Below are 15,382 nucleotides of genomic sequence, written 5' to 3'. Positions count from 1 at the left end.
TTTCCCCTTTTATAAGCGTGGCACAATTAATAGCAATTGGCAGGAAAGGAAATATTAGTAGATATTTCTTCTATGCATTTTTCGAAAATTTTCTATATAATTAAAATTATATTTTTTAAAAGGAGCAGAGAAATGACACAGACACTTACGAGAGCACCCTTCAAAGCAGATCATGTCGGAAGTTTTTTACGCCCAGAGCGACTTAAGCAAGCGCGTCTTCAAAAAGAAAACGGAGAAATCACCGCGGAACAGCTTCGTGCGATTGAAGATGAAGAAATCATTAAATTAGTAGAAAAACAAAAAGAAGTTGGCCTTAAGGCCGTAACAGATGGAGAATTGCGCCGGGCTTGGTGGCACTTTGACTTCCTAGCGGGACTAGAGGGCGTTGAGTTTTTTGAAACCGACGCTGGAATTCAATTTAATGGTGTTCAAACGAGAGCTCACGGAGTAAAAGTAACGGGCAAACTAGACTTTGGTCAGCATCCATTTATCGAAGACTATAAATTCCTGCACAACATTGCAGGTGACCACACAGCGAAATTCACAATTCCTAGTCCAAACATGCTGTTTTTTAGAGGAATTATTGAGGAAGCTGCTTATTCAAACAAAGATGAATTCTTTGATGATCTAATAAAAGCTTACCAAAAAGCGATTCAAGCATTTTATGACGCAGGCTGCCGCTATCTGCAACTAGATGATACGTCATGGGCTGTTTTCTTCTCAGAAAAAGGCCAAGAGCAAATCACAGCTAAAGGCTACACTCCTGAAGAGTTGATTAAAATTTTCACACGGGCAATCAATGAATCGATTGAGGGCAAACCGGAAGACATGGTGATCACGATGCATATCTGCCGCGGAAACTTTAAGTCTACTTATACGGCAAGCGGCGGTTATGACAATGCATCCGAATATATCTTTGGCGAATTAAAGGTGGATGGCTTATTCTTAGAATTTGATGATGAGCGCTCTGGCGGCTTTGCTCCGCTTCAACACGTGAACCGCAAGGATTTACAAATCGTTCTAGGACTGATTACTTCTAAGTTTGGCGATTTAGAAGACCCAGAACTAATCAAAGCAAGAATTGCCGAAGCAGCTAAATACGTTGATTTAGACCAACTATGCTTAAGCCCACAGTGCGGCTTCTCTTCTACCGAAGAAGGAAACCTTCTTACTGAAGAACAGCAATGGGATAAAGTTAAACATGTTATCTCGATTGCCAATGATGTCTGGAAATAAATAAGCATAGGGACGGTTCTCTTGCTTCCTTTTCGGAAGCAAAAGAACCGTCCCCATGCTCACCCTTTGGGTATGTCAAGTGCTTGGTATGCTAGTTGATACTTTCCGCCTTCGGCTACCTCTGCATGGTACAAAGCCTTGAGGGCAAAGTTTTTCTCAAGCTTGTGTTCTTCCATTAACTCTTTTAAGCGCGTTTGCAATTCTTTATTGTCTTTGATGAGCTGCTTCATTTGAGATTTGATAAACTTCATGATCCGTGTTACTCCTTTTGTTTCTATTTCAACTTCTTGATAAAAACAACCTTAAGATAATTGCCCTCTGGAAATTCTTCTATTGTTTTAAAATCCTGCGGAAGGGAAAATTCCTCCACTAGCTGGTATTTCCTGTTTGTTTCTTTAAAAGCCTGATCAATAAAACTTTTGAACTTAGTCATATTAAACGAACTAGCATTGGTGGACGCTACGATTATCCCCTTATCTTCTGTAATGGAAATAGCTTCCTTTAAAAGATTCTTATAATCCTTTTCCGCGCTGAATACCATCTTCTTAGACCTCGCAAAGCTTGGGGGATCCAGGATAACCATATCAAACAATAGCTGCTTTTTTACGGCATACTTAAAGTAATGGAATACGTCTTCTACTATGATCTCCTGTGCGTCATCATCGAGCCCGTTCACTCTAAACTGCTCAATCGTCTTAGGTAAGCTTCTATTAGCTAAATCCACACTTGTTGTTTTAGCTGCGTCTCCTAAGGCAGCACATACAGAGAACGCTCCTGTGTAGGAAAAGGTGTTCAAGACGCTTTTTCCTTCCGCATAAACATCGCGGATTCTTTTTCTAACATCTCTTTGATCTAAAAATACACCAACCATCGCACTTTCATTTAAGTAAACCGCGAAGTTTACCCCATTTTCTTTTACGATAATCGGGAAGGTACCTCTTTCTCCCGCTACGAAATCATCTTCTTCAATATATTTCCCGCTGACATCAAATCTTTTCTTTTGATAAATGGCTTTATACGTAGTTAATTCTTTTAGAGCTTGTATAATATATTCCCGAAAGCGGTAGATTCCTTTGCTATACCAGGTGATTAAATAATAGCCATCAAAATACTCGATCGTTAACCCGCCTAAACCATCGCCCTCGCCATTGACGACTCGGAAGGCGTTGGTATCCGGTCTATTAAAAAACGGCTTTCTATAATTGAGCGCCTCTCTCAATTTATTCACAAAAAACCTTTGATCGATTTGTTCATTCTCGTTTCGACTAAGAACCCACCCATACCCTTTGTTTTGTTTGCCAAAATAGCCTTTCGCGATGAACTTATTCCTTTCATCAACAAGACGGACAATCGTTCCTTCCTCAGTACCTTCGTCCAAATTAACAATGGCTTCCCTTGATATGAGCGGATAACCGCCTTTATACTTATTAACAAACTTGCCCTTTACCGTAAAACTAACATCATTTGTCATCTCGTCATCCAATCAAAAATTTTTTGGAGAAGCATGGGGACGGTTCTCTTGCTTCTTTGAAGCAGAAGAACCGTCCCTATGCTTCCAACCCTACCATTATTATAATTCATAATCAGGACGTTTAAACGATTAAGTTTGGACTAACCGTTCTTGGTGGTCCGACGAGGAGAAGCACGGGGACGGTTCTCTTGCTTCCGGATTGATTCCGGAGCAGAAGAACCGTCCCCATGCTTCCTTTATTTATACTTCGTAACCGGAATGTGAAAGTATAGGATTAAGAACGCAGTACATATGAAGCATAGGACCCATGCCCATAGCGGCCGTGTATGGTGGAGGCGTAGTCCAATGAACAGAAATAGCCAAACCAAGCATGACCAGCCAAAACTCCGGCCGTGATGATAGGTGATAAGTTTTGCATTCATAAACAGATACTCCAAGACCACCCTTATTCTTAGCACCGTGTCCAAAGTGAAACTGCTCTTCTTAAAAACAATCACTCAACCTAAAAACAGCATAAAAAAATGGCTTGGAGAAACCTCCAACCCATTCCTAAATTGCACTTTTCCCTTCCGTTAACTTCTTCTTATCAGACGGAAACATTCCGAGCATAAGAACAACTGGTACGATGTTAACAACAGCCAAAACCGTTCCTTGGAAGTCCGTACCACTCATTAACCCGTGTGCTGTTACTAGAATATACAGAATCGGATTAAGCGCATGCAGCTTCTGCCACCTTTGGTAACCAATCTTCTTACGGAATTTCGATGTGACAATCGTTACAATTAAGAAATAAAAACCAATCGATCCTAATCCCATCGAAATCGTTTCATAGCTGCCGCTGAACGGAATCAGTATATCAGACCAACTAAATTTCATGAAAGCATCAATTAATAAAATTCCTAAGTGGCCGGCCGTCATAATTAGTGACCAGTCGGAGACTACCTCATGAAAATGAAGGAGATTATTCACTTTCTTTTTCCGTTTCTTCTGTACCGCAGAATAAAGTCCACTTAATGCCGCCAAATATAATAATAGATATGCCACAACCCCAGTTGCCCGGATTGCGTACCATTCTAAAGACTCCATTTTATTCGCCACCTCTCCAGATTTCTTTTGCTTCATTAATCATAACCGCTGGCTTCTTTTTGACAGAAAGCAAAGCCTTCCCGCGTTCTTCTCCCAATAAAAGGACCACTTTTGCTAATACATCCGCTTCTACAGCCGTTGGTGCCGTTACAGTAGAAGAGATAATCGTACTCGCAGATGGTTCGCCTGTTGTAGCATCAATCAGGTGATGCTTGCTTGTACCATTCACCTTCCATCTTCTTTTCATCGACGTGGAAGTAGCGATGGCCCCATCCGATACTTGGATGGAAGAGAGCATTTTGGCTGAATAAAAGGGATCTTCAATGCCAATATTTAATGGCCGGGGCAGACTTCCAAAAATCCGAATATCTCCGCCGACATTAACAAACCCAAATCCATGCTGGGATAAGGCCTCAGCTGCCTGGTCAACCACCCAGCCCTTTGCAATACCCCCTAAATCGATTCGAGTATGAAGAAGCACCGTTTGTCTATTTTCGTCTAATTGATAAGGTCTTATTTTTGTAAACACGGGGGCTGTTGGCGAGGGAGCCGCCAACTCCCGACCTCTGATTAACTCAATTGATTTTGTATAGCCGCTGTTTTCGATCGCTGACAAAATACCAGGATTAAAAACTCCATTTGTTTCTTCGTAAAATTGAAGTGCTTCTTTTAAAATGCTAAATAATTGGTCCGATACCTCTACTTCTTTTTCCAGCTGTTGATTTAACCGGGATAGCTCACTATCTTCTTTAAACCGGCTGCACGTGTCTTCGACAGATGCAAATAATTTATATACGGGCATGAGGTCATTGGCAAATAGTTCTTGATTGATCGATATTTGGACCAGTGTGCTCATGGAATTGAAACTATACTTATTCATCATTAAGTTCCTCCTGTAGTGGTTTCAATGATTGAAGTGAGATAATACTTACACTTCATCAGGTTCCACCGGTTGTCGTATCAAAGCCTCCATGTTGACTTGGAAACGAATTGTCTTGTGAAACAGATTGATCATCTGACTGCCCAGTTCCACTTGTGTCTGTAGATGTATTCGTATCAGTTGATGTATTAGCATCAGTAGATTGACTAGGGATATCATAGGTGATTGATGAATCTTGGTTATTATTGCTTTGAGATGATTGTGTTGTATTTTGTGTTGTCGCCACTGTGGTTGTGTTGGTTTTTGTATCTTTTTTTATTCCCATATATGACATCATTCCGGCAACGAGAGCAAGACTTGCAAAACTCACTCCCCAAGAGGTAAATTTCTGTTTTTTCATTGGTAGGACTCCTTTCAGTTTTAAATGCTTTGTTTATGTCCATGTCTGTATTATGAATCGGCAACCTTAACTAAACCTTAATAAATTCCAGAAATTGAAAAGAACATCTTCATAGTAAAAAAGACCAATTCCTACAAAATAGTAGAAATTGGCCTTTTATAAATTGATGATAATATTTTAAAAATAATCCTTTGTAGAAGATTAGTCCCATCCAAAACCCAGTATACCTTCCTTCATCTTGCTTTCATTCCACTCTAGTATGCCCTCCCCTTCACCAATCCCTTGCTCTTCCATTTCCTGTTTATAAAATTCGATAATCTTATTTCGTCTTCCTTTGTCTTGTGGTAACTCTACGATTAAGGACGCAGCATATGGTCCCCCTTCATCCTCAATACGCTCTGGTTCATCTAGAATACCGATCACACTTACCTTGGCTGCTCCAAGTTCATATAGTTTTTCAATGAATTGGATGGCATGAACCGTTTCACCGAATCTGTTTGAAGCAAAGGCGGATGGATTATGGTTACTTTTTAGCCAATCTAAGGCTTCAACTGTTTTCACTAAAATCACTCCTATGTATTATCTCCACACTAAAGAGGCAAACTGCTTAATTGTTAACCCTCCATATATGAAATGAAAGTGGCTTCTATTTTACTAAATTTTAACATACCTACTTTCCTTTACTGTTGACAATTATGTGAATACTTATTAATTACTATGAAAAAGTGAAAAAGAGAAATAGCCCATTTTATTGGATAAAATGGGCTATTTCATCTTGTCTAAACGGCCTGATTTCGACTTTATTTTCTATATGCAATCTTAATCAAACGTTTGGTTAAAAATGCAAAAATTCACGTTGTAAATGACTTTCACCAGTAAACTGGTCAAAAATTTAGTCGATAATGGTTCGTAATTTTTGCAGAAAAAAATTCAATTTCCCGGAAAATTCTCTTGTTTTCGTTTGCACTTCCATCAATCTCATCTTTTCGCGATGATTCCACTCTAAACAAACGTTTAATTAAAAACCGAACTAAACCGCACCATTACTGAATTTCTTCCAAAAATGGCTTGAAAGAGTTGTCGAGAGCTGTCCTTTAAAGGAACCGGAACAATCAAATGACTTAGCCGCAGGATTATTTCACACGTATCCTTTGACCAGCTCTAATAACATTCGGGTCAGTAATTCCATTCCAAGTTTGCAGCTGCGCGACAGGTATTACAAAAACGAATCCGATTTGAGACAATGTATCGCCAGATTTTATCGTATAATACACAGGCCCTGGCGAATGATTATCAGTTAACTTCAAAATTTGTCCAACATAGATAAGGTTAGGATTTTCAATGCTATTTAACTTCACTAAGTCATCCACCGTTGCGCCAAATCTCGCAGCAATTTTGCTTAAGGTATCGCCGGGTTGAACCGTATAGGCAGATGGAGGAAAACTTTCGGGTTGGGAAACACCTCTGCTCCAGGATCCAGCACGATTAGCGAATTCATTATAATCAACTTGGATACCTGCTAATGTTAGATTATGCTGGTATTGAAGAATATCATGAAAATCTGCTACATGGCCACGGGACCAAGAAGTAGTCTGCCAATAAAAATCCACTGCCTTACGATCATAAAGCATGTTAAGTACAGCATAGGAGCCATAGACTCCCACTTTAAAGCTTTGGTCAATGCCATGACGAACACCTGCAAAATAGGTTAATATCTTGTCCATATCAGCTGGCCTGGCATCATAATCAACAGCAAAGTAAATCGCACTTCCTTCTGTCTGTACAAGCGCCTTAGCGTAGCGTGATGCTTCCTGTGCATCTGAACGCCCCTGGGCCTTTGTAAAATAAGCGGCGTTAGTCGGATTGGTTTCCCATATACTCACCAGCCGCAACCCAGAATCGAGGATGTCATCCGCTTCCCTTTTATTCATCGACTTCCAGCTATCTCCAAGATAACGTCCAACGTACTGAATACCCTTCGATTTAAGACCCTCAGCTAACGAACGATTGAGTTTTGTTGCACAGTCAACCCCGTTTAAGTTCCTAATAAGGATCACCTCCATAATCATGGGGACGGTTCTCATGCTTCGGAAGCATGAGAACCGTCCCCTAGCTTCCACCCTCAGGGTCAGGTGGTCCAATGACGACTGTCTCATCAATCGGGGATAATACTTTGGCTAATTTCCGAGGATTTACATCATAGGCGAGCCCAAATACATCTGGTGGTGTTAATCTTAGCACGTCGGAGCCTTCAATTGATTGGATTTGGCCATCGTTAAAGGCTACTAGCAGATGGGCCTCCTCGGTAACACAAGTAATCCAGTGCCACCATCCTTTTGGCAGGAAGGTGACCTGACCTGGTTTAACATGATAGGTCTGCAGTTCTAAGGTTGACGGATTCAAAATCGAAATTATGACTTCTCCAGAGATAATAAAATCAAGTTCGTCGGCATTGGGATGCCAGTGTGGCTCGCGAATATGTTCCCGGCTTAGGAAAAGATCCCCTAAAGCCAAATCCTGCATCTCTGGTATTTGCGCGGAGGTAACTTCGTAAAGAACGTTTTGCGGATTTCGCTCAAAGCCGACATTATCACTGACATCAAAAAATAGTTCTGGCGAAGTCCTGGATCCCCACCGCATTCCTTCCCTTTGTCCATTCATAGGTAAAAACATTTCCCTAATCATATCACTCATTGGAGCACTATTTTTCGGTCCGATTACGACGGTCTCAGTAATTGGCGCCAATACTTTGGCTAACTTTTCCGCATTTACACCATATGCCAATTGAAAAACCTCTGGTGGAGTTTTTCGAAGGACATCGGAGCCGAAGGTGTTTTGACGCTTTTTTGTGTCGTATATCGCAACCACATGTGCTTCCTCGGTAATGGAGATGATCCAATGCCACCAGTTAATCGGAATAAAAACAACATCTCCTGGTTTTACACGATAAGTAAGCAATTGCGGGGTGAATGGATCAAGTACAGAGATGATCGCTTCACCACTAACCACATAATCGAGCTCAGCAGCATTTGGATGCCAATGTGGTTCCAAAATGTGCCCCCTGCTAAGAAAAATATTATCTAAGCTAATATTCCTCAACACGGGTAATTGTGATGAGGTAACCTGGAAGATAATATTCTCAGCATTCCGCTTAAAGAACACACTTTTCCGTGTATCGAAAAAAAGATTGGCGCCGTTCGTTGTCGTTTTCCCACTAGATGATTTTGTGTTACTAGTTTGGTCTTTTTTCATCTATTAAACCTCCTGCCTAAGATACAGGTAAAAAGGCTGTTTTTCCTGAAAACCCGTAATCTATGAATATGCCAAACAGGAAAGTGTGATTGGTTAAAATGCCTGTAATATTGGAACATGAAAGGTTTATTTATGCAAATACGGAGGAAAGGGTCTAGTACATATATGAAGAAATGGAAAGGGGTGATCAAAAGGGGATGATACCGATAAAAGGACTTAAAAAGAAGCAAAAAAAAAACGATTCTCAACCTTATCTTTGAGAGTCGTTTCTAAACAAATCTGCCACAATCTGTATTTCTTCTTTACTCATCGGTTTTAAAGTTAATGCTGTAGCTGCCATGTATTTTCCGTAAGTACTCATAAATTTTTCCATTTTCTTGATCATTTGATTACCACCTTCCAAAATTTATATCCTTATTATCGTTCAAAAGGGGCTCATTTGACAAAGTCTTGGAAAACGGAAACATTCACCAAAAAAGCAGGAACATTTTCCTTGTAAGCGTATATTTTCTAGTATTTCCTCATTTTTTCGCCGTTTTTCTTTATTTTTCAGAGAAAGGAGCATGGGGACGGTTCTCATGCTTCGGAAGCATGAGAACCGTCCCCGTGCTCCCAACCCTCACCGCTCTTTCAATTGAAGTTTTAATTTGTGCAGTTCATGTTTTAGTTGATTTAGTTCCTCATGGGAATAGTTTTGATTGCCATATCGCACTTTTTCGTAGATGTGAATTGCCTGAGTAGCACCGTTTAGCCCTGCCCTTTTCCACCACTCCTCCACCGTTTCAAAGGGATGACGGCCTGCGTCCATTTTCTGTGCATATTTCTCAAACTCGAAGATCTCCCTTCTAATTAAATCGCTGGGTCTTTTCTCTTTTTTACGGAAAAGCGATAACCGCGAGGAAAGTGCAGACTCACCGACTACCAGATGGAATTCCGCTGAAGGATTGGTGCTCATACGAGAAAGCCTCATTCTTCTTATCATCCTTATACAAAGAAACAACACAACACCGATACAAACAACCAAGAAATAGAACCACAAATCGGACGGACCCCCGCCTGCTTCCTCATACGTTCCCTTGCCCTTCATCCTCCATTCTGCTGCTGAAGGCGGTTTAATCGTTTCTTCCCCAAATAGGCTGACCAGATATTGGAAGAAGTGAAACAACGGTCCTGACAAATAAGATAAAATCATCACAAAAAACGTTGCTATGTAAACAAGGACGGCCTTTACATATTTTAAAAGAATCGTTACCACGGCACCTGCACCAATCAACATTCCAATAACCCGCAAATAATAAAAGGCAAACTTCGCCTTATCCTTTGGTATCGAATGCCATTTTCTAATAAAACTGCCCGTCACCATGAAGACCGTTTGAAAAACCATGAGATAGATAATATAAAGATGATACGGATAGTGACTCATGGCAGAATAAATAATCGTAACGAAACCAATCAGATACGATAACAGGAGGGAGTAATCGAAACCGGAGGATTCCGAGGTTTGATTCACTAACACAAATCCCCGACAAAAAACGAAAACCAACACAATGAATTCCAGGTAAAGAGACAATCCTATAAGGCGACCAGCCACAAACAGTACGGGCGTATAGGTTAGCAAGAAAAGCCATTTGCCCCTATCGTGAAACGTTGTTACTAAAATAGTAAAAAGAACGATCCCCACCACGCATAAACCAAACAAGCTAAAAACCGGAGGTAATTCTTTTTGGCGGATAAAAAATAAAAACAGAATCAGAAAGCCCGTGAATACCTCTAAACAGAAAAAATAAGTGACCGCTCCCACCCGGCTGATCAATGATGAAGCCTCCTTTCATACTGGAGTTCTAATTCACTGAGAATGTTCATATCGTTCTCCATTTTCAATTCCCACATCCGGGTTCCTTTCCTTGACTCATATACAAGCATCTCATTGTCTTTTGCAGTCCGAATTCCAGCATGCAGAAAAAATGGCTGGCCCGAAAAATGCCGCTGATAAAAGGACAGCATCGACGCATAAGGCAAACTTAAACTATCGGTATTAATAGAAGCTAGCATTTCTAAAGCTTTTTGCAGCTGCTCCTTTCCTTCTCCCTTTGGCAGACAGAGAAAAGGAATGCCCCCCATCGCCCGAACGTTTATACAAAGCGAATAAGGGATCTGCTGTTTAAAAGCGTAATAGGCAAACTCTGTTATACAGCTCAGTAACTCTTCCAGATTGCCCGCTATCGAGTGACCATTTAAAATGTACAGGGATACATTCCAGCTTGTTTCAGCGATGTTCTCATATATTTTAGTTTGAAGTACTTGTTTTCTAGCACTGGCTTTCCAGTGAATCCGATTGAAACTATCAGATGAAACATAGTCTCTTGTTCCTATATTGCTAAGACGGTCCTCATGGATAGAATGGGAAACGACACTCGTACCCTGCAGGTTCGACATTTTTTCCGTCAATCCCTTAACAGGTGCGGGATTCGGATACACGACCACCTCTTGTTTCAAATGATGTTTGGATTCAAGAACCATTTTTCCAAAGCCAAGCAGGCCGGGAATATGTATTTCCAGTTTACGAATTTTAGCGATTCCGCGCTTTTTTGCCGTAAATGGAATGACCAATTGACTGTTTTGATTGGTGTATAACGAAAAAGGAACCGAAAGCTCCTGGAAGGAATGGCTGGATTCAAGCTCCTCTCCTACTGGCCTGACAAAAGGATCAAAATAGATCCTTATTTCAGCTTTTAAAATCGGCAATCCTTCATTTCTGAAACGTAACGTCCACTGACCTGCCCCATCTATAAAATGATGTTGTTTTTCATGAATATTTTCATAGTAAAACCGTTCGCCGACCCTTTTTAAATAGTAATGATTAGCGAAAACGATCAGTAAGAAAAAAATCGATAGGAACATCACTAACCTTGAATGCATATAAAGGCTCACAAAAAATAAGAGGATTGCAACAATACTCGTGCCTTGGATTCTCCCCTCTTCGATTGCATACCTGCTCCAACTCATCCCTGCGCACCTGCTTCAACGGGAACAGGGACAGATTTAAGAATTTCTTCTATTATATTGTCAGGAGATTTCGTTAACGACCCTTCAACCGTTAGGAAAATACGATGCATCAGAACATAAGGTGCAACCAGTTTAACATCATCAGGCGTGACATAGGTGCACCCGGTTAAGAAGGCTTTCCCCTGTGCGGCTCTCATCAGGGCGATTGTCCCTCTGGGGCTGACCCCTAATTCGATATCCTGATGATTTCTCGTCGCGCGCACGATCGAAAGAAGGTAATCTTCCATTTCACTCGATATGTGGATCGTCGAGAGCTGGGCCTTTAACTGTTCGATTTCAGCAATCGATAAGACCTGATCAATCGAGGTCTTGCTTTTATCTCCACGCTGAATTTGCATGATTCTCTTTTCATCGTCGTATCCGGGGTAATCAACATTTATTTTGATAAAAAAAACGGTCCATCTGGGCGACAGGGAGTGAAAAAGTTCCTTGCTGCGACTCGACCGGGTTTTGCGTGGCAATGACCATGAAAGGCTCTTCCAACGGAACGGTTATGCCATCAATTGTTACTTGTCGTTCCTCCATGACCTCTAACAAGCTCGACTGTGTTCGAGGAGTCGCCCGGTTAATTTCGTCAGCTAGCACGATATTGGCTAGAATCGGTCCAGGCCGCAATTCAAACTCTTGACTTTTCGGATTAAAAAATTGTATCCCTGTGACATCACTCGGAAGAACATCCGGCGTGAATTGGATCCGGGAAAAGTTACCGCCAATCGTTGCAGCGAAGCTTTTGGCCAACATCGTCTTACCTGTTCCCGGGACGCTCTCAAGTAAAATATGCCCGTTATATAGCAGCGAAATGGTCATTAATTCGACCTCTAGATCCTTTCCAACCATCACTTTGCTTATCTCTCGTTTGATCCCTTCTACTCGTTCCATGAAATCCACTCAAAAATCTCCCCCATTTTTTGCTACCGACAAAGTTCAACCGCTTCTTGTTTTATGATTAGACGTTGATGTCTGATGAAAAGTTTTGCATAGTTGTAAAAATATAGTAACAATATTTACAGTGAAATGAAAAGTTAAAAAATTGGCTGGCCTCGTTTTGGTTCATTTACTTCCTGCCCAAGAATATAGTCTAGAAGAAGACTCAACTTATGGAGGAATCCGTATGGGCTACTATATTCAGGTCGAGGACAGCGTGTCCCTTTATGTAGAAGACGTTAATCTAGGGAGCGGCAAGGCGATCTTGTTCCTTCATGGCTGGCCGGGGAACCATCAATTGTTTGAATATCAGTTTAACCAACTGCCAAAGATGGGCTATCGTTGTATCGGCTGGGATCAAAGAGGGTTCGGAAAGTCAGATAAACCGTGGGGAGGGTACGACTATGACCGGCTGGCTGATGATGTCAGAGCCGTAATCGAGGTACTGAATTTACAAAATATCACGCTAGCGGGACACTCCACCGGGGGAGCGATTGCAATTAGATATATGGCCCGCCATGGCGGCTTTGGGGTTTCCAAGCTCGCACTGCTTGCGGCAGCAGCTCCGAGTTTGATTCAACGTCCCTATTTCCCGTACGGTCTTAAAAAGGAAGAAGTACTGACGATTATTAAAGAAACCGATAAGGACCGGCCAAACATGCTGCGTGGGTTTGGAGACATGTTTTTCTTCCAGCATGTAACGCAGGCATTCTCTGATTGGTTTTTCCAGTTAGGGCTTCAAGCCGCAGGCTGGGCAACGGCTGCCATAGCAAACACTTGGTTATATGAAGAAAAACTGTTTTACGATTTAGCACAAATTCAAGTTCCTACTCTTATTCTTCATGGTGTCCATGATCAAGTTTGTCACTTTCCCTTGGCCGAAGCACAAAGAAACGGAATAAAGAACTCCAAGCTTGTCCCCTTCCAAAACAGCGGCCACGGATTATTTTACGATGAGCGGGATAAGTTGAATCGAGAACTAGCCCATTTTATTGGATAAAATGGGCTTTTTGACGACATAGTTTCGACTATGTTTCCACTATGGTTTATTAACCAAACGTTTGGTTAGAAACGTTCAGGTGTACTTCACACTTGATATTCTAGAACAATCTAGTTAAAAATATTGTCGAATACAGTTAGGATTTTTTTCAGAAAAAACTTCAATTTCCCGGAAAATTCTTTTGCTTTCGTTTGGAGGTACAGCATTCTCCCTTTTTCCCAATCCTTCCCCTTTAATCAAACATTTGATTAAAAATGAACAAATCCGCACCAGTATTGACTCTTTCTCTAAAAAGGCCTGAAAGAAATGTCGAAAACTGAAATCTATAAAAAAAGCCAACGCCTGCAATAGCAGGTCATTGGCTTTAGAAAGGGATTAACTATATCTCTTTAAAAAACACTCCCCAGCTACTTATGAAAATGAAGTCGGCTACCCTACCCTTGACCTCGTCTTCTTCCCTATTTTTCTACTAATCAAAAATGTGACTAGCAGGACGAGAAAGGCCCCGACAGAGTCAAATAAAAAGACATCCTTTATCGAAGCTGTCCTGCCCGGCATAAAGGATTGATGATATTCATCCGTCATCGCATAAAGAACCGTTAGAATCCATGAAAAAATATACGCGAATCGGTAGACTTCAAGGGACTTAAAAAATAAGAAGGCAAGGAAGCCGAATACCGTGATGTGGGTCAGTTTCCGTACGAAAAAGTTTAGCTGCTCAACTACCGCATGGTCTACTCCGCTTATATGTAAGGTCACAAGTAGTTTTTGGAGAGTATCGGACGTGTTTTTTCCAGTAGAATAAGGAACCTGTGTAAACATAAAAATCACTGCCATCCACAGGATCGCCGCAAGGATCCACCATTTTCTTCTTTTCATCTATGTCATCTTCCTCCGTTCCTATCAATAACTACTATAGTACTACCTAGCTAGTATAGAGGACAAGAGAAGCATGGGGACGGTTCTCTTGCTTCCATTCTGGAAGCATAAGAACCGTCCCCATGCTTCCTGTGCTATAATCATAATTGGAGTAGTGTAAAGCCATCTTTTAAAATCTTTAAAAGGTGTCGCTGATCTGCGTTCTCCTTGTTGGATACTGGTGTCCTTTTGGAGCCAGTGCATCTTGGGTTCGAACCCCAAAAGTGGATCCACCCACGGTATATATGTGTTGGCCAATTTTGCAGGTAGGACCTCCATTGGCTAATCCAATCCGCTGGGTGGATTCAAAAACTCTAAGAGAGAAGGTGATTAAATGTTCGATATTATGATTATTGCGTTTGTAATTATCTTAATTTTCTAATTATTCATTTTATTCAAAAGGCTTGTTAGAACGATGACCATTTTTCAATATGAACGTGGAATTAAGTTTCACAAGGGAATGTTTAAGGAGATAGTAGGACCAGGAAAATATACCTACCTTACTTCAACCATCCGTTTAGAGATTTTTGATATGAGGCCAGCCATTCTACAAATAAACGGGCAAGAATTATTAACGGCTGACAATGTTACTGTGAAAATTAGTTTAGCAGTCAAATATCAGATTCTCGACCCCCAAGCACTGATTTCAGAGTATCAAAACTTCCAGGACTATTTATATATGACGGTACAATTTAAACTACGAGAAGTCATATCCTCAATCGAAATGGATGAGTTATTAAAAAGTCGTCAAAAAATAAACGATGATGTCAGAAATTTACTGTTGGAGGATAAATCTTTAATAGGGTTTTCGATTCATTCAGTTGATTTGAAGGACATCATGTTTTCAGCAGAATTAAAGAAGGTTTATTCAGAGGTGCTTAAAGCAAAAAAAGAGGCCCTTTCGTTATTAGAAAAGGCCCGCGGCGAAGCGGCGACATTAAGAAGCTTAGCCAATACCGCAAAGATGTTGGAAAACAACCCTGAATTAGCACACCTTCGATTAATTCAAACGATTGAAGCCTCACAGGGAAACACGTTTATTATTGACGTTCTAAATAGTAGCAAAAAGAAAACAAATGGGTAGTGAGCATAGGGACGGTTCTTTTGCTTCCATTCCGGAAGCAAAAGAACCGTCCCCATGCTCCGCCC

Annotated in this window: 15 protein-coding genes and 2 pseudogenes; 3 read left to right on the top strand and 14 right to left on the bottom strand. The window is 41.0% G+C overall.

From position 1 onward, the window contains the following. Positions 1-132: 132 nt before the first annotated feature. Positions 133-1,236 carry a 5-methyltetrahydropteroyltriglutamate--homocysteine S-methyltransferase gene (locus ACZ9EE_RS18460; RefSeq protein ID WP_476029306.1) on the top strand — a complete coding sequence of 368 codons (1,104 nt, stop codon included), beginning with the start codon at positions 133-135 and terminating at the stop codon, positions 1,234-1,236. Between the two features lie 59 nt (positions 1,237-1,295). Here ACZ9EE_RS18460 and ACZ9EE_RS18455 read toward each other — a convergent pair whose 3' ends face one another. From ACZ9EE_RS18455 to ACZ9EE_RS18395, 13 genes and pseudogenes are all read right to left on the bottom strand, one after another. After that, a complete protein-coding gene (locus ACZ9EE_RS18455; RefSeq protein WP_476029304.1) occupies positions 1,296-1,487 on the bottom strand; it encodes a hypothetical protein in 192 nt (63 codons plus the stop codon). A 23-nt stretch (positions 1,488-1,510) separates the two neighbouring features. Then, complete coding sequence (locus ACZ9EE_RS18450; RefSeq protein ID WP_476033006.1) at positions 1,511-2,707, bottom strand: class I SAM-dependent rRNA methyltransferase; 1,197 nt, start codon at positions 2,705-2,707, stop codon at positions 1,511-1,513. A gap of 549 nt (positions 2,708-3,256) precedes the next feature. After that, positions 3,257-3,793: a ferric reductase-like transmembrane domain-containing protein gene (locus ACZ9EE_RS18445; RefSeq protein WP_476029302.1), complete on the bottom strand. Its 537-nt coding sequence runs from the start codon at positions 3,791-3,793 to the stop codon at positions 3,257-3,259. Position 3,794: 1 nt separating this feature from the next. Beyond that, positions 3,795-4,676 (bottom strand): FAD:protein FMN transferase, encoded by an 882-nt coding sequence (locus ACZ9EE_RS18440; RefSeq protein ID WP_476029300.1) that lies wholly within the window; start codon positions 4,674-4,676, stop codon positions 3,795-3,797. Positions 4,677-4,731: 55 nt separating this feature from the next. Further along, the gene (locus ACZ9EE_RS18435; RefSeq protein WP_476029298.1) at positions 4,732-5,073 is read right to left on the bottom strand and encodes a hypothetical protein; all 342 of its coding nucleotides are present in this window, start codon (positions 5,071-5,073) and stop codon (positions 4,732-4,734) included. 201 nt (positions 5,074-5,274) lie between these two features. Continuing rightward, positions 5,275-5,634: a hypothetical protein gene (locus ACZ9EE_RS18430; protein WP_476029296.1), complete on the bottom strand. Its 360-nt coding sequence runs from the start codon at positions 5,632-5,634 to the stop codon at positions 5,275-5,277. Positions 5,635-6,206: 572 nt separating this feature from the next. Further along, the gene (locus ACZ9EE_RS18425) at positions 6,207-7,157 is read right to left on the bottom strand and encodes a glycoside hydrolase domain-containing protein (RefSeq protein WP_476029294.1); all 951 of its coding nucleotides are present in this window, start codon (positions 7,155-7,157) and stop codon (positions 6,207-6,209) included. 25 nt (positions 7,158-7,182) lie between these two features. Continuing rightward, positions 7,183-7,713, bottom strand: a complete 531-nt coding sequence (locus ACZ9EE_RS18420; RefSeq protein ID WP_476033005.1) for a cupin domain-containing protein — start codon at positions 7,711-7,713, stop codon at positions 7,183-7,185. 9 nt (positions 7,714-7,722) lie between these two features. Continuing rightward, positions 7,723-8,325, bottom strand: a pseudogene (locus ACZ9EE_RS18415) (cupin domain-containing protein); the annotation flags it as partial. A gap of 250 nt (positions 8,326-8,575) precedes the next feature. Further along, positions 8,576-8,710, bottom strand: a complete 135-nt coding sequence (locus ACZ9EE_RS18410; RefSeq protein ID WP_476029293.1) for a hypothetical protein — start codon at positions 8,708-8,710, stop codon at positions 8,576-8,578. 234 nt (positions 8,711-8,944) lie between these two features. Next, on the bottom strand, positions 8,945-9,835 hold the full coding sequence (locus tag ACZ9EE_RS18405; protein WP_476029291.1) for a hypothetical protein: 891 nt from the start codon (positions 9,833-9,835) through the stop codon (positions 8,945-8,947). A 299-nt stretch (positions 9,836-10,134) separates the two neighbouring features. Then, positions 10,135-11,331, bottom strand: a complete 1,197-nt coding sequence (locus ACZ9EE_RS18400; protein ID WP_476029289.1) for a DUF58 domain-containing protein — start codon at positions 11,329-11,331, stop codon at positions 10,135-10,137. Next, positions 11,328-12,270 (bottom strand): annotated as a pseudogene (locus ACZ9EE_RS18395) (AAA family ATPase). The gene ACZ9EE_RS18400 and the pseudogene ACZ9EE_RS18395 overlap by 4 nt, the downstream one beginning before the upstream one ends. A gap of 232 nt (positions 12,271-12,502) precedes the next feature. Between ACZ9EE_RS18395 and ACZ9EE_RS18390 the strand changes: the two are divergent. Further along, on the top strand, positions 12,503-13,315 hold the full coding sequence (locus ACZ9EE_RS18390) for an alpha/beta fold hydrolase (RefSeq protein ID WP_476029287.1): 813 nt from the start codon (positions 12,503-12,505) through the stop codon (positions 13,313-13,315). 429 nt (positions 13,316-13,744) lie between these two features. On the opposite strand, the gene ACZ9EE_RS18385 is transcribed toward ACZ9EE_RS18390, so the two are convergent. Then, positions 13,745-14,194, bottom strand: a complete 450-nt coding sequence (locus ACZ9EE_RS18385) for a VanZ family protein (protein WP_476029286.1) — start codon at positions 14,192-14,194, stop codon at positions 13,745-13,747. Positions 14,195-14,648: 454 nt separating this feature from the next. On the opposite strand from ACZ9EE_RS18385, the gene ACZ9EE_RS18380 reads away from it, so the two are divergent. Then, on the top strand, positions 14,649-15,317 hold the full coding sequence (locus tag ACZ9EE_RS18380) for a slipin family protein (protein WP_476029284.1): 669 nt from the start codon (positions 14,649-14,651) through the stop codon (positions 15,315-15,317). Positions 15,318-15,382 lie beyond the last annotated feature (65 nt).

The organism is Bacillus sp. URHA0034 (genome assembly GCF_056280405.1).
The sequence above is the reverse complement of the archived record's forward strand: the minus strand, read 5'-3'. Positions and strand labels throughout refer to the sequence as shown.